At 72.5% G+C, this 21,006-nt stretch carries 15 protein-coding genes and 1 riboswitch; of the genes, 12 read left to right on the top strand and 3 right to left on the bottom strand.

The annotated features are described in order from the left end of the window. Nucleotides 1-83: 83 nt before the first annotated feature. On the bottom strand, nucleotides 84-1,355 hold the full coding sequence (locus tag IG86_RS0119280) for a DUF2079 domain-containing protein (protein ID WP_107051928.1): 1,272 nt from the start codon (nucleotides 1,353-1,355) through the stop codon (nucleotides 84-86). A gap of 438 nt (nucleotides 1,356-1,793) precedes the next feature. Between IG86_RS0119280 and mfd the strand changes: the two genes are divergently transcribed. From mfd to IG86_RS0119265, 3 genes are all read left to right on the top strand, one after another. Further along, nucleotides 1,794-5,330 carry a transcription-repair coupling factor gene (gene mfd, locus IG86_RS0119275; protein ID WP_030827586.1) on the top strand — a complete coding sequence of 1,179 codons (3,537 nt, stop codon included), beginning with the start codon at nucleotides 1,794-1,796 and terminating at the stop codon, nucleotides 5,328-5,330. A 168-nt stretch (nucleotides 5,331-5,498) separates the two neighbouring features. Then, on the top strand, nucleotides 5,499-6,131 hold the full coding sequence (locus tag IG86_RS0119270; RefSeq protein WP_030827587.1) for a hypothetical protein: 633 nt from the start codon (nucleotides 5,499-5,501) through the stop codon (nucleotides 6,129-6,131). Further along, nucleotides 6,128-7,711, top strand: coding sequence for a serine/threonine-protein kinase (locus IG86_RS0119265; protein ID WP_030898260.1), 1,584 nt, complete (start codon nucleotides 6,128-6,130; stop codon nucleotides 7,709-7,711). Before IG86_RS0119270 ends, IG86_RS0119265 begins: the two co-directional genes overlap by 4 nt. Before the next feature lie 38 nt (nucleotides 7,712-7,749). Here the strand turns inward: IG86_RS0119265 and IG86_RS0119260 are convergent, their stop codons facing one another. Further along, nucleotides 7,750-10,101 (bottom strand): YfhO family protein, encoded by a 2,352-nt coding sequence (locus IG86_RS0119260; protein WP_030898258.1) that lies wholly within the window; start codon nucleotides 10,099-10,101, stop codon nucleotides 7,750-7,752. 193 nt (nucleotides 10,102-10,294) lie between these two features. Here IG86_RS0119260 and IG86_RS0119255 point away from each other — a divergent pair, with 193 nt between their 5' ends. Next, nucleotides 10,295-10,915, top strand: a complete 621-nt coding sequence (locus tag IG86_RS0119255; RefSeq protein WP_030827593.1) for a SurA N-terminal domain-containing protein — start codon at nucleotides 10,295-10,297, stop codon at nucleotides 10,913-10,915. Nucleotides 10,916-10,943: 28 nt separating this feature from the next. Beyond that, nucleotides 10,944-11,996, top strand: a complete 1,053-nt coding sequence (locus IG86_RS0119250; RefSeq protein ID WP_030898255.1) for a nucleoside triphosphate pyrophosphohydrolase — start codon at nucleotides 10,944-10,946, stop codon at nucleotides 11,994-11,996. A gap of 3 nt (nucleotides 11,997-11,999) precedes the next feature. Here the strand turns inward: IG86_RS0119250 and IG86_RS0119245 are convergent, their stop codons facing one another. Beyond that, the gene (locus tag IG86_RS0119245) at nucleotides 12,000-13,187 is read right to left on the bottom strand and encodes a globin domain-containing protein (protein WP_234316299.1); all 1,188 of its coding nucleotides are present in this window, start codon (nucleotides 13,185-13,187) and stop codon (nucleotides 12,000-12,002) included. Between the two features lie 180 nt (nucleotides 13,188-13,367). Here IG86_RS0119245 and IG86_RS0119240 point away from each other — a divergent pair, with 180 nt between their 5' ends. From IG86_RS0119240 to IG86_RS0119210, 7 genes are all read left to right on the top strand, one after another. Beyond that, nucleotides 13,368-14,663, top strand: coding sequence for a cytochrome P450 family protein (locus IG86_RS0119240; protein WP_045937247.1), 1,296 nt, complete (start codon nucleotides 13,368-13,370; stop codon nucleotides 14,661-14,663). Between the two features lie 157 nt (nucleotides 14,664-14,820). After that, entirely contained in the window at nucleotides 14,821-15,774 is a 954-nt protein-coding gene (locus IG86_RS0119235) for a transglycosylase family protein (RefSeq protein ID WP_324610399.1), read from the top strand. 280 nt (nucleotides 15,775-16,054) lie between these two features. Then, nucleotides 16,055-16,226, top strand: a riboswitch (cyclic di-AMP (ydaO/yuaA leader). 3 nt (nucleotides 16,227-16,229) lie between these two features. Then, nucleotides 16,230-16,934, top strand: coding sequence for a LysM peptidoglycan-binding domain-containing protein (locus IG86_RS0119230; RefSeq protein ID WP_030827605.1), 705 nt, complete (start codon nucleotides 16,230-16,232; stop codon nucleotides 16,932-16,934). A gap of 272 nt (nucleotides 16,935-17,206) precedes the next feature. Further along, nucleotides 17,207-18,493, top strand: a complete 1,287-nt coding sequence (gene eno, locus IG86_RS0119225; protein ID WP_030028493.1) for a phosphopyruvate hydratase — start codon at nucleotides 17,207-17,209, stop codon at nucleotides 18,491-18,493. An 89-nt stretch (nucleotides 18,494-18,582) separates the two neighbouring features. Next, a complete protein-coding gene (locus IG86_RS0119220) occupies nucleotides 18,583-19,071 on the top strand; it encodes an FtsB family cell division protein (protein ID WP_030827608.1) in 489 nt (162 codons plus the stop codon). A gap of 69 nt (nucleotides 19,072-19,140) precedes the next feature. Further along, nucleotides 19,141-19,683, top strand: a complete 543-nt coding sequence (locus IG86_RS0119215; protein ID WP_030827612.1) for a DUF501 domain-containing protein — start codon at nucleotides 19,141-19,143, stop codon at nucleotides 19,681-19,683. After that, complete coding sequence (locus IG86_RS0119210) at nucleotides 19,680-20,633, top strand: Ppx/GppA phosphatase family protein (RefSeq protein WP_030898246.1); 954 nt, start codon at nucleotides 19,680-19,682, stop codon at nucleotides 20,631-20,633. Before IG86_RS0119215 ends, IG86_RS0119210 begins: the two co-directional genes overlap by 4 nt. Nucleotides 20,634-21,006 lie beyond the last annotated feature (373 nt).

The raw sequence follows: 21,006 nt of genomic DNA, 5'->3' as shown, positions 1-21,006 counted from the left end.
CCGCGTTCGTACGGGGGTGGGCGCAGGCCCGGGACCGCGAGTCCCGGGCCTGCGCCCTTTCGCGCAGGGGGGCAGGGGCCCGCTCAGCCGGTGGTGCCGCGCCGCATCAGGACGATCCCGCCGGCCTCGCCCACCAGGGTGTACCGCTCGCCCGGGTGGAGCTGGGAGGCGTAGCCGGTCGGGTCCTCACCGGCCCACTTGTTCCCGTTGTCGATGGTGATCCAGTCGGGGACGACGCCCTTGCTGCCGCCGATCCACAGGACGCGGCAGCGGGAGGTCAGCCGGGTCAGCGGCGTGGTGTCCGCCTCCACGGTGGCCCCGTCGGGGATCCGGTCGAGGAGCCGCTCGATCGCGACGACGCGTTCGGGCTTCTCGTAGGTGGACGCCTCCGTGAGCTTGGCGGTCGGCATGCTGGTCATGGCCAGGGCGAGGGACGCGGCGAGCACCGCCGTGGGCATCTGGAGGGCGTAGGCGCGCAGCCGGGGCCGGTCGCCGCGCCGGACGGTGTCGATGGCGTCGACCAGGGCGAGGGCGACGACGGGCATCAGCACGGCGCTGTAGTGCCAGTCGGTCGACCAGTAGTGGTCGTCCCCGGACAGGAACCGCCAGCCGAGGGTGGGCGCGGCGACCAGCAGCAGGGGCGAGCGCAGGGCGAGCAGGCCGGAGGTGGGGATCAGCACCCAGCCCAGCGTGGCCAGCTTGGTGCCGGCACCGGCGAAGGGGCCGCCGCCCTCGATCTTGTTCCAGTAGCCGTAGCCGTCGGCCGCGAAGGCCGGTATGAACACGGTGAACACCAGTACGGCGAACACGCAGGCGGCCGCGGCGATGCCGAGCGCCGTCCAGACGGTGCGCCGGTCGCAGCCGCGGGCGCGCCAGGCCACCACGACCGCCAGGGCGGCCAGCGTGAAGCCGAGGTCCTCCTTGACGAGGAGCAGCGGCAGCCCCCACAGCAGGGCGGCCCGCCAGCGCCGGGCCAGGACCGCCTCCAGGGCGAAGGCCAGCAGCGGCACGGCGAAGGCGATCTCGTGGAAGTCGAACTCCACCGCCCGCTGGATGCCCCAGGACAGGCCGTACGCGACGCCGACGGCGATCCCGCGGGCCCGGCCCAGGAGCCGTCCGGCCGCCCGGGTGACGGGCACCGCGGAGAGCGCGAACAGCGCGGCCTGTACGACCAGCAGCGTGATCGGCCCGGGGAAGACCCGGTAGACGGGCGCGATGAGCGCGATGATCGGGCTGAAGTGGTCCCCGAGGATGTTGGCGCCCGGCCCCTTCAGGTCGGCGACCGGCTCCTGGAGGTGGGCGTACGCCCGGATCGCCTGCTCGAAGATCCCCAGGTCCCAGGAGGCCCAGTCCATGCGCCGGAACCGGCCGACGGACAGCACGAGGTAGACGAGGAAGAGCCCGCAGGCCACCAGCCAGGGCGCGGGCCAGCGGGAGGCGGCCGCCCTGGGCGGGGCCTGGGGGGCCGGTGCCGGGCGGGCTATGGCATCGCTCGTCACGGACTCGTGCTCCTCGGCCGTTCGGCGTGAACTCCTGCGAAAAGGACGCGGCGAGCTCAGGCGGTGGTTACGTGAACATCGTAAAGCGGGAGCAACGTCTTTAGGCTGAGGAGGGTCCCGGGATGATCAGGGTCGCCCCGCGGACGCGCCCGCACGCCGTGACCCGAATCCCTCGCGCGCCGGTGCGGGCGCCGTCGTAGGGTGGGAACCCCCGGCCCGTACGACGTGTCGGGTGCTTCGCGTTGCCCCTTCACACCCCCAAGCCCAGACCCTCACCGGACGGAAAGCCTCCTCATGAGCCTGCACGGACTGCTCGACGCCGTCACCCGGGACGCCGCCCTCACCGAGGCGGTCACCGCGGCCGGTGACGGCAACCGCATGCACGTGGACCTCGTCGGACCGGCCGCCGCGCGCCCCTTCGCGATCGCCGCGCTGGCCCGGCGGACCGAGCGGACCGTGCTGGCGGTCACCGCCACCGGGCGCGAGGCCGAGGACCTGGCCGCCGCGCTGCGCTCCCTGCTGCCGCCCGACGAGGTGGCCGACTACCCGTCCTGGGAGACCCTCCCGCACGAGCGGCTCAGCCCGCGCAGCGACACCATGGGCCGCCGGCTCGCCGTACTGCGCCGGCTGGTGCACCCCAGCAAGGACGACCCGGCCGCAGGCCCCGTCAGCGTGATCGTCGCCCCCATCCGGTCCGTGCTCCAGCCGCAGGTCAAGGGCCTGGGCGAGCTGGTTCCGGTGAGCCTGCGGCAGGGCGCGACCGCCGATCTCGGCGAGGTCACCGAGGCGCTGGCCGCGGCCGCGTACGCACGCGTCGAGCTCGTCGAGAAGCGCGGCGAGTTCGCCGTGCGCGGCGGCATCCTCGACGTCTTCCCGCCCACCGAGGAACACCCGCTGCGCGTGGAGTTCTGGGGCGACGAGGTCGAGGAGATCCGCTACTTCAAGGTCGCCGACCAGCGGTCCCTGGAGATCGCCGAGCACGGCCTGTGGGCGCCGCCGTGCCGTGAACTGCTGCTGACGGACGCCGTACGGGAGCGGGCCCTGGCCCTCGCCGAGGCCCACCCGGAGCTCGGCGAACTCCTCGGCAAGATCGCCGAGGGGATCGCGGTGGAGGGCATGGAGTCCCTCGCCCCGGTCCTGGTCGACGACATGGAACTGCTGATCGACGTGCTCCCCGCCGGGGCGATGGCCGTCGTCTGCGACCCCGAGCGGGTACGGACCCGGGCCGCCGACCTCGTCGCGACCAGCCAGGAGTTCCTGATGGCCTCCTGGGCGGCCACCGCGGGCGGCGGCGACGCCCCCATCGACGTGGGCGCGGCCTCGCTGCGCGGTATCGCCGACGTCCGCGACCGGGCCCGCGAGCTGGACATGATGTGGTGGTCGATCTCCCCGTTCGCCGCGGACGACACCGACCTGGCCGCCGACACCCTCAAGCTGGGCATGCACGCCCCCGAGGCCTACCGCGGCGACACCGCCCGCGCCCTGGCCGACACCAAGGGCTGGATCGCCGACGGCTGGCACACCGTCTACCTCACCGAGGGCCACGGCCCGGCCGCCCGCACCGTCGAGGTGCTCGCCGGCGAGGGCATCGCCGCCCGGCTGGAGCCGGACCTGGCCGCCCTGGAGCCGAGCCTGGTCCACGTCTCCTGCGGATCGATCGACAACGGCTTCGTCGACCCGGTGCTGCGCCTGGCCGTGCTCACCGAGACCGACCTGACCGGGCAGCGGACCGCCACCAAGGACCTCGGCCGGATGCCGACCCGCCGCCGCAAGACGATCGACCCGCTGACCCTGGAGGCCGGCGACTACATCGTCCACGAGCAGCACGGCGTCGGCCGCTACGTCGAGATGGTCCAGCGCACCGTGCAGGGCGCCACCCGCGAGTACCTGCTGGTGGAGTACGCCCCCGCCAAGCGCGGTCAGCCCGGCGACCGCCTCTACATCCCCACCGACCAGCTGGAGCAGGTCACCAAGTACGTCGGCGGCGAGGCCCCGACGCTGCACCGGCTCGGCGGCGCCGACTGGACCAAGACCAAGGCCCGCGCCAAGAAGGCCGTCAAGGAGATCGCCGGCGACCTCATCAAGCTCTACAGCGCGCGCATGGCGGCGCCCGGGCACACCTTCGGCCCCGACACCCCCTGGCAGCGCGAGCTGGAGGACGCCTTCCCGTACGCGGAGACCCCCGACCAGCTCACGACGATCGCCGAGGTGAAGGAGGACATGGAGAAGTCGGTCCCCATGGACCGGCTGATCTGCGGCGACGTCGGCTACGGCAAGACCGAGATCGCGGTGCGCGCCGCCTTCAAGGCCGTCCAGGACGGCAAGCAGGTCGCCGTCCTCGTACCGACCACCCTGCTCGTGCAGCAGCACTTCGGGACCTTCTCCGAGCGCTACAGCCAGTTCCCGGTCAACGTGAAGGCGCTGTCCCGCTTCCAGAGCGAGACCGAGTCGAAGGCGACGCTGGAGGGCCTGCGGGAGGGCGCGGTGGACGTGGTCATCGGCACCCACCGGCTGTTCTCGCAGGAGACGAAGTTCAAGGACCTGGGCCTGGTCATCGTCGACGAGGAGCAGCGCTTCGGCGTGGAGCACAAGGAGCAGCTGAAGAAGCTCCGCGCCAACGTCGACGTGCTGACGATGTCCGCGACGCCGATCCCGCGCACCCTGGAGATGGCGGTGACCGGCATCCGCGAGATGTCGACGATCACCACCCCGCCGGAGGAGCGGCACCCGGTGCTCACCTTCGTCGGGCCGTACGAGGAGAAGCAGATCGGCGCGGCCATCCGCCGTGAACTGCTGCGCGAGGGCCAGTGCTTCTACATCCACAACCGGGTCGAGTCCATCGACCGGGCGGCGGCCAAGCTGCGCGAGATCGTGCCCGAGGCGCGGATCGCGACGGCGCACGGCCAGATGTCGGAGCAGGCGCTGGAGCAGGTCGTCGTCGACTTCTGGGAGAAGAAGTTCGACGTCCTCGTCTCCACGACCATCGTCGAGTCGGGCATCGACATCTCCAACGCCAACACCCTGATCGTGGAGCGCGGCGACAACTTCGGCCTGTCGCAGCTGCACCAGCTGCGCGGCCGGGTCGGCCGAGGGCGGGAGCGCGGGTACGCGTACTTCCTGTACCCGCCGGAGAAGCCGCTGACGGAGACCGCGCACGAGCGGCTCGCGACGATCGCCCAGCACACCGAGATGGGCGCCGGCATGTACGTGGCGATGAAGGACCTGGAGATCCGCGGCGCGGGCAACCTGCTCGGCGGCGAGCAGTCCGGTCACATCGCGGGCGTCGGCTTCGACCTGTACATCCGCATGGTCGGCGAGGCGGTGGCCGACTACCGGGCCGCCGTCGAGAACGGCGGGGTGGAGGAGGAGCCGCCGCTGGAGGTCAAGATCGAGCTGCCGGTCGACGCGCACGTCCCGCACGACTACGCGCCGGGCGAGCGGCTGCGCCTCCAGGCGTACCGGTCCATCGCGTCGGCCACCTCCGAGGCGGACGTCAAGGCCGTCCGCGAGGAACTCACCGACCGCTACGGAAAGCTCCCGGAGCCGGTGGAGAACCTGCTGCTGGTGGCCGGGCTGCGGATGCTGGCACGGGCCTGCGGGGTCGGCGACATCACCCTCCAGGGCAACAACATCCGCTTCGGGCCGGTGGAGTTGCGCGAGTCGCAGGAGCTGCGGCTCAAGCGCCTCTACCCGGGCACGGTCCTCAAGCCGGCGACCTCGCAGATCCTGGTCCCGCGCCCCAAGGCGGGCAAGATCGGCGGCAAGCCGGTGGTCGGCCGCGAACTGCTGGCCTGGACCGGAGAGTTCCTCACGACCATCCTCGGCTCGTAGCGCCCGGCGGCCGCGGCCCGGGAGCTCCCGCTCCCGGCCGCGGCCGGCGCGCCGCCGGGGGTCGTGCTGCGACCCTGCAACGGTTGCGCGCATCCCCTCACTGATGGCCGGGAACGCTGTATACCCTCAGACCCGAAACCTCTTCCGCACGGCCCGTCAGGAGCAGCGATGCACGGCCCCGGCCTTCCGCCGCAGCACGCCCCCCAGTCCACCCCGGGCGGCGTGGTGACACTGCGCGTGGTGTTCATGCTGCTGCCCCTTCTGAGCTGCGGCTTCCTGGCGTGGGGATCGATGCTGCGGCTCGCGCTGGTCACCCGTAAGTCCCGGGACTGGACGCTGCTGGTGGTCAGCGGCGTCCTCGCCGTCGTCTGGATGACGCTGATCCAGCTGGACCCGACCCCCGAGGTCGACGGCTGGCAGGGCAACCTCGGCGCCGGTGGCTCGATCCTCACGGGCTTCGCGATCTGCGTGTACTTCCTCGTCGCCGACATCAAGCACCACGAGGCCCTCAGGGCCGCGGCGCCCGCGCCCTGGTACCCGGGACAGCCCACGCCCTACAACCACCCGCAGCAGACCTCGCCGTCCTACGGCTACCCGCACGCCGCCCAGGCCCCCACCGTGATCTCGGGCCAGACGCCGGCCGCCCCCCAGGTGCCGCCGCAGCCGACCCCGCCCCCGCGCATCGGGCAGGTGCGCGCCGAACTCGACGAGCTCAGCGAGCTGCTGCGCAAGCAGACCCCGCCGCCCGGCGGGCGCCCGCATGACCCGAACCAGACCCCCTACCGGGATCCGCAGCAGTGACCGAACGCCTCATCGGAGACCGCTACCAGCTGGCGAGCATCCTCGGACAGGGCGGCATGGGCCAGGTCTGGACCGCCTACGACCGCCGCCTGGACCGGCGGGTCGCCGTCAAGCTGCTGCGCCCCGACAAGGTCGCCGGCCCCGGCACGGTCGCCGAGGAGCTGCGCCGCCGTTTCGTGCGCGAATGCCGGGTCACGGCGCAGGTCGACCATCCCGGCCTGGTCACCGTCCACGACGCGGGCAGCGACGGCGACGAGCTGTTCCTCGTCATGGGCTACGTCGAGGGCTCCGACCTCGCCGACCACCTCGCCGCGCACGGCCCCTATCCGTGGCAGTGGGCGGTCGCGGTCGTCGCGCAGCTGTGCTCGGTGCTGTCGGCCGTGCACGCGGTGCCGATCGTCCACCGCGACCTGAAGCCCCGCAACGTGATGGTCCGCCCGGACGGCACCGTCCTGGTCCTCGACCTCGGCGTGGCCTCGGTGATGGACACCGACACCACCCGCCTCACCAGCACCGGCACGCCGATCGGCAGCCCCGCGTACATGGCGCCCGAGCAGGCGATGAGCGGCGCGGTGGGCCCGTACACCGACCTGTACGCGCTCGGCGTGCTGCTGTACGAACTGCTCAGCGGCAACGTCCCCTTCGCCGGGTCCACCGCCCTGGGCGTGCTCCACCGCCACCTGTACGAGGCCCCGGTCCCGGTCCGCCCGCAGCGCCCGGAGGTCCCGCAGGAGCTGGAGGCTCTCCTGATGCGCCTCCTCGCCAAGGACCCGCAGGACCGGCCGTCCTCGGCGCAGGAGGTCTACGAGGCCCTCGCCCCGCTGCTGCCGGCCCGCGACGGCCGCGGCCCGGTCCGTCCGCTCGACCCGACCCGGCCCTTCGTCCGTCCCCAGGCCCCCTGGCCGGACCGGGCCGCGGTGATCCCGCCGCGGCCGACCACCCCGCCGACGTCCACGCCGACGGGCACCCCCGTGCCGCCCACGTCCGCGCCGACGCCCACGCGGACCCCCGCTCCGGTGCCGGTGCCGCAGAAGCCCGACATCCCGGGCGCCGTGGACCAGGCCCGCACGCTCCTGGACCAGGGCCGGCTCACGCAGGCCGTGGACATCCTCGGCGGCATCCTTCCGGCGGCGGCCGCCGAGCACGGCGAGCACTCATCGGTGGTCCGCTCCCTGCGCAAGCAGTACGCGGCCACGCTGATGGACGACGGGCAGTACCGCCGGGCCCTGCCCGAACTGCGCCGCCTCGCGGAGGAGTTCCCGGTCGGCGACCCCCAGTCCCTGCGGTTCCGCTACGACGCGGCGCAGTGCCTGGAGCAGCTCGGCGAGCCGGCCGCCGCCCTGGCGGAGTACCGCTCGCTGCTCCCGTATTTCGAGAACCGCTACGCCAACCCGGACCAGGCCCTGCCGCTGGAGATCCGCCGCCGGATCGCGCACCTGCTGCTCTCCCTCGGAGACCGCCCGGCGGCCCACGACAACCTGGCCCGGCTGCTGTTCGACGCGGAGCGGCTGCACGGCCCGACCCACCCCTTCCCGTCGGAGATACGCCGCACCCTGCAGTGGCTGAGCCAGGTCCGCTGAGCCGGGTCCGCTGAGCCGGGTCCGCCGAGCCGGGCCCTCTAGGCCCGGCGGCGGGCGCCGCGGTTCCTGACGGCGGTGACCGTCAGGAGCGTCAGGGCCACCGCCGCGACCGCCAGGCCGGGCACCAGCCCCGGCGGGCGGAAGGAGCAGGCGACCCGCGTGGTGCCGGGGGCCAGCGGGACCGCGACCAGCCCCAGGTGGGCCGCGGCGGGGCGGTCGTTGCAGGTCCAGCCGGTGATCGCGGGGACGGAGAGGACCGCCGTGCCCGTGCTGCCCGCGGGCAGCACGGCCCGCACGCCCGAGGAGCCGACCCGGACCGAGGTCGCGGCCGTGGCCCGCAGGGCGGCCACCGCCGCGTCGAGGCGGGTGCGGTCCAGGCACGACAGGGTCCAGCGCGCGGGCGGGGCGGCGTCGAAGACCAGCGCCGAGGAAGCGCCGCGGGAGACGCCCATCGGCTGGAGGGCCGCCCGGTTGCGGGGGGCGTTGCCGTTCAGGCGGAAGGCCGGGCCGTCGGCGAGGCGGGCCGTGGCGTTGTACTCCGGCGCCCACAGGTAGGCCTCGGTGCCCGCGCGGCAGATCCCGGGCGAGAGCGGGTCCTCGTACACGCGGGCGCCCAGCAGCAGTTCCTGGTTGGCGAAGGGCGAGTCGCCGTAGGAGAGGGACGCGCCGGGCGGGCGGGTCGTCACCAGCGGGGGCACCTCGGCGCGCAGCACCGTGCCGTCCGGCCGCAGGCGCGCGCCGACCGCGAAGACGGCGTCCGTCACCGGGTTGTCGATGCTCTGGACGTTGCGGCCGCGCGAGGTCCAGCCGGCGCCGAGCGCGACCATCGTCCGTGTGAACACCTCGGGCGTGTGGCTGCTGTAGTACGAGCCGCCCTCGCCGCCCAGCAGCAGCGGGTCGTTGCCCGACAGGGCGGGCCGGCTCGGGTCGGTGCGGTACGTCGGCCAGCCCTCGGCGGCCGCCAGGGCCCGGGCGCGCGAGGTGTGGTCCTGTCCCCAGGACGGGTAGTCGTCGAGGCCGCCCAGTTTGCCCTTGTGGCCGAAGGCGGTGGTCGCCGCCGCCTGTGCGAGCAGGACCAGGGCCAGCAGCCCGGCCGCCGGGAGGACCAGGCGGCGGTGGCGCAGCGCCCACCAGGCTCCGGCCGCCGCCGCAAGGCCGCCCGCGAACAGCGCGTATCCCCATGCCGTCGTCAGCGTGCTCCCGCGCGCCCACAGCGCGGCGGCCGTCAGCAGCCCCGCCCCCGCGGCCAGCGCCGGCGACCGCGGCAGGCCATGTTCCAGGGCGCTCCAGGCGGCGATGACGGCGATCCCGGCCAGGACGAAGGTCTGCCGGTACGGGCTGCCGTTCGGAGTGGCGAACAGGTGCCAGGCCAGATGGGTCGGCGCCCACTGCAGGGACAGCGCGACCGCCGCCGTCAGCGCCGTCCACCACAGCCGGTCGCGCGGCGGCGCCGACCGGTGGAAGGGCAGCGCGGCCACCAGCAGCAGGGTGCCGGTGGCGACGAAGACGGCGGGGGAGGAGAAGGAGTAGGTGCCCGGCAGCATCCGCGCGAAGAGGTCCGCCCAGGACACCGGCCGGAACTCCTTGACCCACCCCGGGTAGGCCTGGCCCGAGCTGAGGAACAGCGGGAGCAGGACGGGCGCCGCCAGCGCGATGCCCAGCAGGGTGGTCCCGGCCGCCCGCGCGATCACCGCGATCCGGATCCGGACGCCGTCCCGGGTCAGCACCACCCGTACCAGCACCACCAGCGCGGCGCCGAGCGTCGCCATGTAGGCGGTGTAGAAGTTCGCCGTCCAGCAGACGGCGACGACCGGCGGCGCGAGCAGCACCCGCCGCCCGCGCAGGGCCCATTCACCGGTGAGGCACAGGAGGGGGAAGGCGATCAGCCCGTCCAGCCACATCGGGTTGTAGGAGGCCTCGATCACCGACCAGCCGCACAGCGCGTACGAGGCGCCGAGCAGCCCGGCCGCCCACCACGGCCCCCGGTGGAGGGTGCGCAGCAGCCAGGCCATGGCCGCCGCCGCGGCCGCCGTCTTCAGCACGGTGACGACGTACACGGCCAGGTCGATGTCGGCGCGCGGGAAGAGGGCGACGAGGGCCGACAGCGGGCTGGTCAGGTAGGTGCCGAGGTCGGGCAGGAAGCTCGTGCCGTATCCGGACTGCCAGTTGAACAGCAGTCCGCCCCGGGCACGGCCGTGCAGGAGGTCCCACAGGTGCGCGTGGAAGGGTACGAACTGATTGCCGAGGTCGTTGACGCTGCGGTGGCGCGATCCGTACGGGAAGACCCGGGCGGCGGCGTCCCCGGCGCACACGGCCACCGCCGTGAGCAGGGCGGCGAGCGCCGAACCGGACAGACTGCGGCGGCGCGGCGAGCGGTGCGGTGTCGACATGGTGGGCCGACCCTGGCAGCACCGCGGGACGCGGGAGTGGCCGCGGAGTGGCCGCGACACGAACAGACACGTACCCCGGACACCCCGCGAATCGTTGGTCGAACCGGTGGCCCGGGCCACCCTTACTGCATACCATCGATCACCGCACGGCCCTTGTGCATTGACGCACAATCTCCCGGCCCTGGAGGCTCCTTTGCACCGTCGCACTGCGCTCTCCGTCTCCGCCGCCCTGCTCGTGGCGGCGCCCCTGCTGTCCGCCTGCTCGGGCGAGACCCGGCCCGGCACCGCGGCCGTCGTCGGCGGTGAACGGATCACCACCTCCTCGCTCCAGGCCCAGGTGGGCGACGTCCGCGCCGCACAGAACCGCTCCGAGCACGCGGCGACGCTCATCTCCAACACCCCGCAGCTGGAACGGATCAAGCTCGGCAAGATGATCCAGCTCCGGGTGCTGGAGCGGGCCGCGAAGGACGCGGGCATCTCGGTCACGACCAAGGAGATCGAGGACGCCCGCCGGGCCCAGGAGGGCGGCAAGGGCGCGGCGGCGCTGGAGCAGGCGGCCCTTCAGGGCCGCGTCCCGCTCGCCGCCGGGCAGATCGACGAGGAGGTGCGCTTCCAGCTGCTGCTCGGCAAGCTGAGCGAGCGCTACGGCGAGGACAAGATCATCGAGCCGCTCGCCAAGGCGTCGCAGGCCCTCCACATCGAGGTCAACCCGCGCTACGGGGCCTGGGACGCCCAGCAGGTCGGACTCGGCCCGGTGGAGACCCCCTGGATCACCCAGCGTACGCGCCCCGAGCAGGCACCCGCCGGAGCCTGACGTCCCGCGGCGGGGGTAGGTTCGGAGGGTGACCGAGCACTCCCAGCCCACCGCCGCCGAGCCCACCGGCCGTATCGTCCTGCTGACCACCAGCCACCGGGTCGCACCCGGGGTGCTGTCCTGGCCGGCGTGGCAGACCCTGCACGCCGCGGACCGGGTGCTGTGCGCCGACCCCGGGCACCCGCAGCTGCCGTACCTGCGGGAGGCGGGCGTCGAGGTCGAGCACGCGGTCCCGGACGCGCACGAGCTGGTCGAGGCCTGCGCGGGCGGCCGTACGGTCGTGGTGCTCCCGGCCGGGGAGGGCGACCAGCGGCTCACCGACGGGCTGGCCCGGCTGGCCGGCTCCGGCCGGGTCTCCATGCCCGACCTGGAACTGCTGCCCGGCTCGTACGACCTGCCGGGCGCGCGCCTGCTCGACCTGGTCCAGGTGATGGACCGGGTCCGCCGCGAGTGCCCGTGGACCTCCCGCCAGACCCACCGGGGTCTGGCCAAGTACGCGATCGAGGAGGCGTACGAGCTCGTCGAGGCGATCGAGGACGGCGACCGGGAGGAACTGCGCGAGGAGCTCGGCGACGTCCTGCTCCAGGTGGTCTTCCACGCCCGGATCGCCGAGGAGGGGATCCCCGGCGGCGAGGACGAGGGCGAGGGCGACGAGGACGGTGACGCCGACGGGGAGGGCCTCGGGGCCTTCTCCATCGACGACGTGGCCGGGGCCCTCGTGCAGAAGCTGATCCACCGGCACCCGCACGTCTTCGGCGACGCGGAGGCCGAGACCCCGGAGGACGTCCACGCGCACTGGCAGCGCACCAAGGCGGTCGAGAAGCAGCGGGAGTCGGTCACCGACGGGATCCCGGTGGGCCAGCCGGGACTGGCGCTCGCGGCCAAGCTCGCGGGCCGGGCCCGTACGGGCGGGGTGGCCGTGGAGCTGCCCCGCGGCGACGGCATCGGCTACGAGCTGCTGCGACTGGCGGCGCGCGCCGAGGCGGAGGGGGTCGACCCCGAGACCGCGCTGCGCGCGGCGGCCCGCGTCTACCGCGACGCGATCCGCGCGGCCGAGGGCGTCGCGGCGATCCCCCAGTAGCCGTCAGTGCTCCCTCGGGGCGCGGGCCGAGGGGTTGTGCCAGTGCGGGGCCGGGCGGTTCAGGAGCCACTCGGCGAAGCCCAGCGGGCGGCCGCCCTGCCCGTGCTCGGCGGCGGCGGGTACGGAGTCGTGGAAGAGGCGGCCGGGGCGGGCGCCGAGGTCCTCCAGGAGCCGCGCGGTGTCGTCGATGAACTGCGCCGGCCCGCTGAGGTAGACGTCCTGGTCGGGCCACAGGCCCCGGTTGCTCAGGGCGGTCGCGAGCCGCTCGGTGGCCTCGTTGCGGTGCCGGCCGGGGGCGGGCGTGATGTAGGTGACGTCGAGCCAGCCGCAGGAGGAGCCGTACGCGTCGATGAGCGGCCGGTCGTAGAGGTGCGCGCAGTCCCGGGCCACCACGAAGAGCCGTACGTCCTGATCGGGGGGCCGGTCCGCGAGCTCCTCCAGCATGGCCCGGATCGGGGCCCAGCCGGTGCCGGCGGCGATCAGGCTGACCGGCCGGTCGGAGCGGCGGAAGGTCAGCTGCCCGCCGGCGGCGCCGAGTCGCAGGACCTCGCCCGGCCGGGTCTCGCGGACCAGGGCGGTGCTGAGCCGCCCGTGGTCGATCCGGCTGACGTGCAGGTCGACGGTGCCGTCGGGGCGGGGGGCGTTGCCGATGGAGTAGGTGCGCCAGGTCCGGGGGACCCGGTCGCTGCTCACGCTCGCGTACTGGCCGGGGAGATAGGGGAAGGGGGCGTGCGGCCGCAGGGTGAGCACGCCGATGTCCTGCCCGTACTGGAGGTGGCGCACGACCTCCGCGTCCCACCACGGCGGGTCCTCGCTCGCGTCGGCCCCGGCGAGCATGGCGTCGGCGATCACCTGGTAGGCCTCGGTCCAGGCCTTCTCCACCTGCGGGGTCCAGGCTTCGCCGGAGGTCTCGGCGAGCGCGGCGAGCATGCTGGAGCCGACGACCGCGTAGTGCTCGGGGCGGACCAGGAACTTGCGGTGGTCGCGCCCCAGGTCGCGCAGGTAGGGGCCGAGGGTCTCGTCGTCGCCGTCGAGGCGGGAGATGACGTGGGTGAGCGCGGCGAAGAGCCGGTCCCGCTGGCGTTCCATGTCCTCGGAGGAGACCGGGAAGAGGTCACGGACTCCGGGGTTGTGCCAGAAGAGGTGCGAATAGAAGAACTTGACCGCGTGCTCGGCCCGTCTCTCCACCACCGCGAAACTGCTTTTCAAGATCCTCACATCCACACGACCGAAAGTAGAAGTGCCGGACGGGGCGAGGTCAAGCGTTGTCCGATCTACGGACAGCCCCGACGAAGCAGTCATATGGGATGACCGGCCGGCGGGCCGCGGCCCGCGCCGGTCCGCCCGTACGCGGCGGCTACTGTCGGGGACATGCACGATCAGTCGTCCACTCCCTCCGGCGGCGCGGCGCCCGAACTCTTCACGTGGGAGTTCGCGACCGACCCCTATCCGGCCTACGCATGGCTGCGCGAGCACTCCCCGGTGCACCGCACGAAGCTCCCCAGCGGGGTCGAGGCCTGGCTCGTCACCCGCTACGCGGACGCCCGTCAGGCCCTCGCCGACCAGCGGCTCAGCAAGAATCCTGCGCACCACGCGGAGCCCGCGCACGCCAAGGGCAAGACCGGGATCCCGGGGGAGCGCAAGGCGGAGCTGATGACGCATCTGCTGAACATCGACCCGCCGGACCACACCCGGCTGCGGCGCCTGGTGTCGAAGGCGTTCACCCCGCGCAGGGTCGCCGAGTTCGCACCGCGGGTGCAGGCGCTCACCGATCACCTGATCGACGGGTTCGCGGAGAGGGGGGAGGCGGACCTCATCCACGAGTTCGCGTTCCCGCTCCCCATCTACGCCATCTGCGAGATGCTCGGGGTACCGCGCGAGGACCAGGACGACTTCCGCGACTGGGCCGGGATGATGATCCGCCACGGCGGCGGCCCGCGGGGCGGGGTCGCCCGGTCGGTGAAGCAGATGCGGACCTACCTCGGAGAGCTCATCCATCGCAAAAGGGATGATCTGGGCGACGATCTGATCTCCGACCTGATCCGGGCGAGCGACCACGGCGACCATCTGACGGAGGGCGAGGCCACCGCCATGGCCTTCATCCTGCTCTTCGCCGGCTTCGAGACGACCGTGAACCTCATCGGCAACGGCGTCCACTCCCTCTTCATGAACCCCGTGCAGCGCGAGCGCCTGCAGAGCTCCCTGGCCGCCGGGGAGAGCGGACTGCTGGCCACCGGCATCGAGGAACTCCTGCGCTACGACGGCCCCGTGGAGCTGGCGACGTGGCGGTTCGCCACCGAGCCGCTGACCCTCGGCGGCGAGCGCGTCGAGACCGGCGATCCGGTCCTGGTCGTCCTCGCGGCCGCCGACCGGGACCCCGAGCGGTTCGCCGATCCGGACACCCTCGACCTCTCCAGGGCCGACAACCAGCACCTCGGATACGGGCACGGCATCCACTACTGCCTGGGCGCGCCGCTGGCCCGGCTCGAAGGACAGACCGCGCTGGCGACCCTGCTGACGCGCCTGCCCGACCTGGAACTCGCCGTTCCGCCCCAAGAGCTGCGCTGGCGTGGGGGGTTGATCATGCGAGGGCTACGTACTCTTCCCGTTCGCTTCACGGCCCAAAACACTTGTGCGAGATCTGATCAAAAGTCAGATCCTGCTTGAACTTGTGACAATCGTTCGAAGGCCGCTAGGTTCTGCCGTTACCCCGCTGTTATGCGAAAGGTGATCCCTCATGCTCTCCGGGAACGGCCGTCACAGACGCCCCCGCCAGGTCCCCGCGCTGGTCGTCACAGCCGGAGTCACTGGCTCTGCGCTGGCCATGCCGCTGCTTGCCGCCACCAGCGCCACCGCTGCCGACACCACCACCTGGGACAAGGTGGCCGAGTGCGAGAGCGGCGGCTCGTGGAGCGCCAACTTCGGCAGTGGCGCGTACGGCGGCCTCCAGTTCACCCAGGAGCAGTGGCAGAACGCCGGCGGTCTGGACTTCGCCGAGCGGGCCGACCTCGCGAGCCGCTCGCAGCAGATAGCCGTGGCCGAGCGCGTGCTGGCCTCCCAGGGCCCGCAGGCCTGGCCGCTGTGCGCGGCCTCCGCCGGACTGGACCAGCAGGGCCCGGCCGCGGTCGTCGACCCGGGTCTGCCGGGCAGCCCCACCGTGGTGGGCCCCGCACCGTCCCGCCCCGACGACGCCGTGCCCTCCACCAAGGGCGGCAAGCCGGCCACGGACTTCGGGCTCTCGACCGCGGAGACCCCGAGCCCGTCGGGCACCCCCTTCCTGATCCCCGACGCGCCGTCCCTCGGACTGCCCGTCATGCCCGCGCCCGACGCCCCGACGACGCCTCCGGCCGACCCGGGCACCCCGGTCCTCCCGACCGACCCGGCGACCCCGCCGGTGAGCCCCACCGACCCGACGGCCCCGGTCCTCCCGACCGACCCGGCGGACCCGACGGCGCCCACGACCCCGCCGGTCACCCCGAGTCCGTCCCCGACCGACCCGACGGCCCCCGTGGCACCGACGACCCCGGCGACCCCGGGCGCCACTCCCGCCGAGGGCAACGGCAAGCACCGCGGTGCACCCTCCCCCGAGGAGGGCACCCCGTCTGATGCCGCGTCGGACCCCGTCTACACGGTGCAGGCGGGCGACAGCCTGGCGACCATCGCGGTTGCCAAGGGCGTGAAGGGCGGCTGGAGCGGCCTCTACGAGGCCAACGAGCAGGTCATCGGCGAGGACGCGGACCTGATCAAGCCTGGGCAGAACCTGGATCTAACCACGTAATAAGGACAGTTGGTTCGCCCGGAAAGACCTTGATTGTCTGTTTTCTGCAAGTGAGACATGTGTCTCTTCCGGTCAACTGGCGTGTCCCGCCGGGGGGCTTCCGCAAACCCCGGTCTCACCTGCGCAAACACCCCTGTGGAGAGCGCAAGTAGGGGCCCTTTCTCCCCGATGTTCCTCGTTGAACATCGGGGAGAGCTATGTCTACCTTCTGAATCGCTCGCCACCGCGAGCTCCTTCGACCGCATCGCCGAGTCCTGCCGGCGGACGGGGGGAACAGTCGTCGCGTAAAGCGCCGAAGGCAGGAGCGGGGGACCCAAGGTAGGTGCCGCGAGCGTCCGTTGAGAGACGGTCACGCAAGCGGCTTGGGGTTAAGCGGTGCGCTAGGTCGCATCGCCGGGCACTCACAGGCCCGAACCCGACAGCTCACCTCGTAGGCGTCGGTGAGGAGAAACCTCATGCTGCTTTCCGGCAAGGGCAAGCACCGTCGCGGCTCCAAGGCCGTCCGCATCGTCACGCTCGCCGGTGTCGCCGGTGTGGCCGTCGCCGCCCCCCTGATGACCGCGGGCGCCGCCAGTGCCGCCACCGCGTCCGAGTGGGACAAGGTCGCGCAGTGCGAGTCCGGTGGCAACTGGTCCATCAACACGGGCAACGGCTACTACGGCGGACTGCAGTTCTCGTCCTCCACGTGGGCGTCGTTCGGCGGCAAGTCGTACGCCGCGCAGGCCAACCAGGCCTCGAAGGCGCAGCAGATAGCCGTGGCCGAGAAGGTCCTGAAGAAGCAGGGCAAGGGCGCCTGGCCGCACTGCGGCAAGGGTCTGTCGAACTCCTCGTACACCGGCGGGTCCTCCGAGACCCCGGCCTCCACCAAGCCGAAGGCCGAGACGAAGAAGACCGAGACCAAGAAGACCGAGACCAAGGCCGCGCCGAAGAAGGACACCAAGCGCGCCGAGGCCCCGGTCACCCGCTCCGAGCGCACCGAGGCCCCTGCCGCGCCGAAGACCGGCAACGGCTCGTACGAGGTCAAGGCCGGCGACACCCTGGGCACCATCGCCGAGGCCAACGGCGTCAAGGGCGGCTGGCAGCAGCTGTTCGAGCTGAACAAGGACATCGTCTCGGACGCCGACCTGATCTTCCCGGGTCAGAAGCTGAAGCTCAGCTGACCGCTGCGGCAATAGCCGCAAAAGCGTACGCAACATGCAGAATTCCCACCGCCCGGCGCCCTTCCCCCCACGCGCCGGGCGGCGGTGTGTGCGGCAGCGGAACCCCCGTCATCCAGGGCCCTATGTCCGGGAAGAGGGGTATTCGGGCCCTTTTTCGTCCCAGGACCCGGGCGGTCGGCAGGGTGAGTGCCCGGATCCGGTTAGGCTCTAGTCGGCCAGGCCATCCCACGGCCTGACGCCACCGCACACCCAGCGTCACATCCCAGAAGGAGATGCTCGTGCCGTCCATCGACGTCGTCGTAGCCCGGGAAATCCTGGACTCCCGAGGCAACCCCACGGTCGAGGTCGAGGTGGGCCTCGACGACGGCAGCACCGGCCGTGCTGCCGTTCCGTCCGGCGCCTCCACCGGTGCCTTCGAGGCCATCGAGCTCCGTGACGGTGACCCCAACCGTTACATGGGCAAGGGTGTCGAGAAGGCCGTCCTCGCCGTCATCGAGCAGATCGGCCCGGAGCTCGTCGGCTACGACGCCACCGAGCAGCGCCTGATCGACCAGGCCATGTTCGACCTGGACGCCACCGACAACAAGGGCTCGCTCGGCGCCAACGCCATCCTCGGCGTCTCGCTCGCCGTCGCCCACGCCGCGTCCGAGGCCTCGGACCTCCCCCTCTTCCGCTACCTCGGCGGCCCGAACGCGCACCTGCTGCCCGTTCCGATGATGAACATCCTCAACGGTGGGTCGCACGCCGACTCCAACGTCGACATCCAGGAGTTCATGATCGCCCCGATCGGCGCGGAGTCCTTCTCCGAGGCGCTGCGCTGGGGTGCCGAGGTCTACCACACCCTCAAGAAGGTCCTGCACACCAAGGGCCTGTCCACCGGTCTCGGTGACGAGGGCGGCTTCGCCCCGAACCTGGAGTCCAACCGCGCCGCGCTCGACCTCATCATCGAGGCCATCAAGCAGGCCGGCTACACCCCGGGCAAGGACATCGCGCTCGCGCTCGACGTCGCCGCGTCCGAGTTCTACAAGGACGGCAAGTACGAGTTCGAGGGCCAGTCCCGCTCGGCCGCCGAGATGACCGACTACTACGCCGAGCTCGTCGAGGCGTACCCGCTCGTCTCCATCGAGGACCCGCTGTTCGAGGACGACTGGGCCGGCTGGAAGACCATCACCGACCGCCTGGGCGCCAAGGTCCAGATCGTCGGCGACGACCTCTTCGTCACCAACCCCGAGCGCCTGGCCCGCGGCATCGAGGAGGGCTCCGCGAACGCCCTGCTCGTGAAGGTGAACCAGATCGGTTCGCTGACCGAGACCCTCGACGCCGTCGAGATGGCCCAGCGCAACGGCTTCAAGTGCATGATGTCGCACCGCTCCGGCGAGACCGAGGACGTCACCATCGCCGACCTCGCCGTCGCCGTGAACTGCGGTCAGATCAAGACCGGCGCCCCGGCCCGCTCGGACCGCGTCGCCAAGTACAACCAGCTGCTGCGCATCGAGGAGATCCTCGACGACGCCGCGGTGTACGCGGGCCGCAGCGCCTTCCCGCGCTTCAAGGGCTAATCACGCTCTGCCTCCGTACGTCCCCGCACTCGGTCCCGTACCGTGTGCGGGGACGTATTGCGTAGTGCGTACAAAGGGGAGGCGGACCAATGGCCGGGAACCGGGATCGGTTCTCCACCTTCTCCACCGCGACGCGGCTCAAGCAGCTCGGTGAGCGGACCGCGGCCCACGTCTACCGCTCGCAGTCGCGCCGGCAGGTGCGCCGCAGCCGCCTCACCGGCAGGGCCGCGCTCCTGGTGCTCGTGCTCTGTACGCTGGTGGTCGCCCTCGCGTATCCGATGCGCCAGTACGTCTCCCAGCGCTCGGAGATCGCGGAGCAGCAGCGGGCCGCCGCGGCCGCGCGGGACCGCCTGGAGCGGCTCCGCGACGAGAAGGCCCGCTGGCAGGACGACGCCTACGCGGAACAGCAGGCGCGCAAGCACCTGCACTTCCTGCGTCCGGGGGAGGTCGGCTACATCATGAGCGACCCCGGGGCCCAGCCCCCGGAGCCGCACCGGACCGGCCAGGCCGGCTCGGACCGCCCCTGGTACTCCAACGTCTGGGACGGCGTCGACAAGGCCGACCGGCCCGGCGACTGAGCACGGCGCCGCCGCAGGACCGCAGTACCGCAGCACCCATCCACGAGAACGAAGAGACTCCCTCCAGGCATGCAGACGCCCCCGCCCCAGACCGACCGGACCGAGCCGACCGACGCGGACATCGAGGCGTTCGAGCAGCAGCTCGGCCGCCCCCCGCGCGGGCTGCGCGCCATCGCGCACCGCTGCCCCTGCGGTCAGCCCGACGTGGTGGAGACCGCGCCGCGGCTTCCCGACGGCACCCCCTTCCCGACGCTGTACTACCTGACGTGCCCGCGCGCGGCCTCCGCCATCGGCACGCTGGAGGCCAACGGCGTGATGAAGGAGATGCAGGCCCGGCTCGCCGAGGACCCGGAACTCGCCGCCGCCTACCAGGCCGCGCACGAGGACTACATCCGCCGCCGCGACGCCATCGAGGTGCTCCAGGGCTTCCCGAGCGCCGGCGGGATGCCGGACCGGGTCAAGTGCCTGCACGTACTCGTCGGCCACTCCCTGGCCGCCGGCCCCGGTGTGAACCCGTTCGGCGACGAGGCCCTCGCGATGCTGCCCGAGTGGTGGGCCAAGGGCGCCTGCGTCACCCCGTGCGGCGAGAAGAAGGCAGAGGAGACGCAGTGACCCGGGTCGCGGGCATCGACTGCGGTACGAACTCCATCCGGCTGCTCGTCGCGGACTGCGACCCCGCCACGGGCGAGCTGACCGAGCTGGACCGGCGGATGATCGTCGTCCGGCTCGGCCAGGGCGTGGACAAGACCGGGCGCCTGGCCCCGGAGGCGCTGGAGCGCACCTTCGCCGCCTGCCGTGAGTACGCGGCGGTCATCAAGGAGTTCGGCGCGGAGCGGGTGCGCTTCGTGGCGACGTCCGCCTCCCGCGACGCCGAGAACCGCGACGACTTCGTCCGGGGCGTCGTGGAGATCCTGGGCGTCGAGCCCGAGGTGATCTCCGGCGACCAGGAGGCCGAGTTCTCCTTCACCGGCGCCACCAAGGAGCTGACCGCGCACGAACACCTGGAGCGGCCGTTCCTGGTGGTCGACATCGGCGGCGGCTCCACCGAGTTCGTGGTCGGCGACGACCACGTGCGGGCCGCCCGCTCCGTCGACGTCGGCTGCGTCCGGATGACCGAGCGCCACCTGGTGGTGGACGGCGTCGTCACCGACCCGCCGACCGAGGAGCAGATCGCCGCCGTCCGCGCCGACATCGAGGCCGCGCTGGACCTGGCGTCCCGGACGGTCCCGCTGGCCGAGGCGCGCACCCTGGTGGGCCTGGCGGGCTCGGTGACCACCATCGCCGGCATCGCCCTCGGCCTGCCCGAGTACCAGTCGTCGGCGATCCACCACTCCCGGATCTCCTACGAGCAGGTCCGCGCGATCACCGAGCGGATGCTGACGGCCACGCACGCCGAGCGCGCGGCGATCCCCGTGATGCATCCGGGCCGGGTGGACGTGATCGGCGCGGGCGCGCTGGTCCTGCTGGCCATCATGGAGCGCACGGGCGCCCAGGAGGTCGTCGTCTCCGAGCACGACATCCTCGACGGCATCGCGTGGAGCGCGGCGGCCGCGCCCGCGTGACGGGCCAGGGCCGCCAGGGGATGAAAGGTCATCGCGGGTTCTGACCCCGTGGATCCCACACGCAGCACCCCCGGGACGGACGAACCGTGGGGTGCTGTGCGTGTTTCGGGACCTTCGGAAGGGCCTTACGGGGGCCTTAGGTCCCCCCGCGCCGACGAAGTTCGTGAAGTTCTTCACAAGGAAAAAGTGCCTGATGGCGCACTGGAGGGCCGCTTCGGGCCGTTCCGGGGGTCCGCGGGGGTGTCCGCGGCGGGTGTTCGTGCGATTCGCGGAGGCTGGCGAGTGGCGTCGGTAGGTATCCACGAACCCGGTGGTCTACTCCGGTTTCGGCCTTGGAGGCCAGTTCAGGACGGGTGAACAACGACTCCCGATA

The sequence above is a fragment of the Streptomyces virginiae genome (assembly GCF_000720455.1).
In the GTDB taxonomy this organism is placed as follows: Bacteria; Actinomycetota; Actinomycetes; order Streptomycetales; family Streptomycetaceae; genus Streptomyces; species Streptomyces virginiae.
Note: the sequence above shows the minus strand (reverse complement) of the source record. Positions and strands in the feature narration are given on the sequence as shown.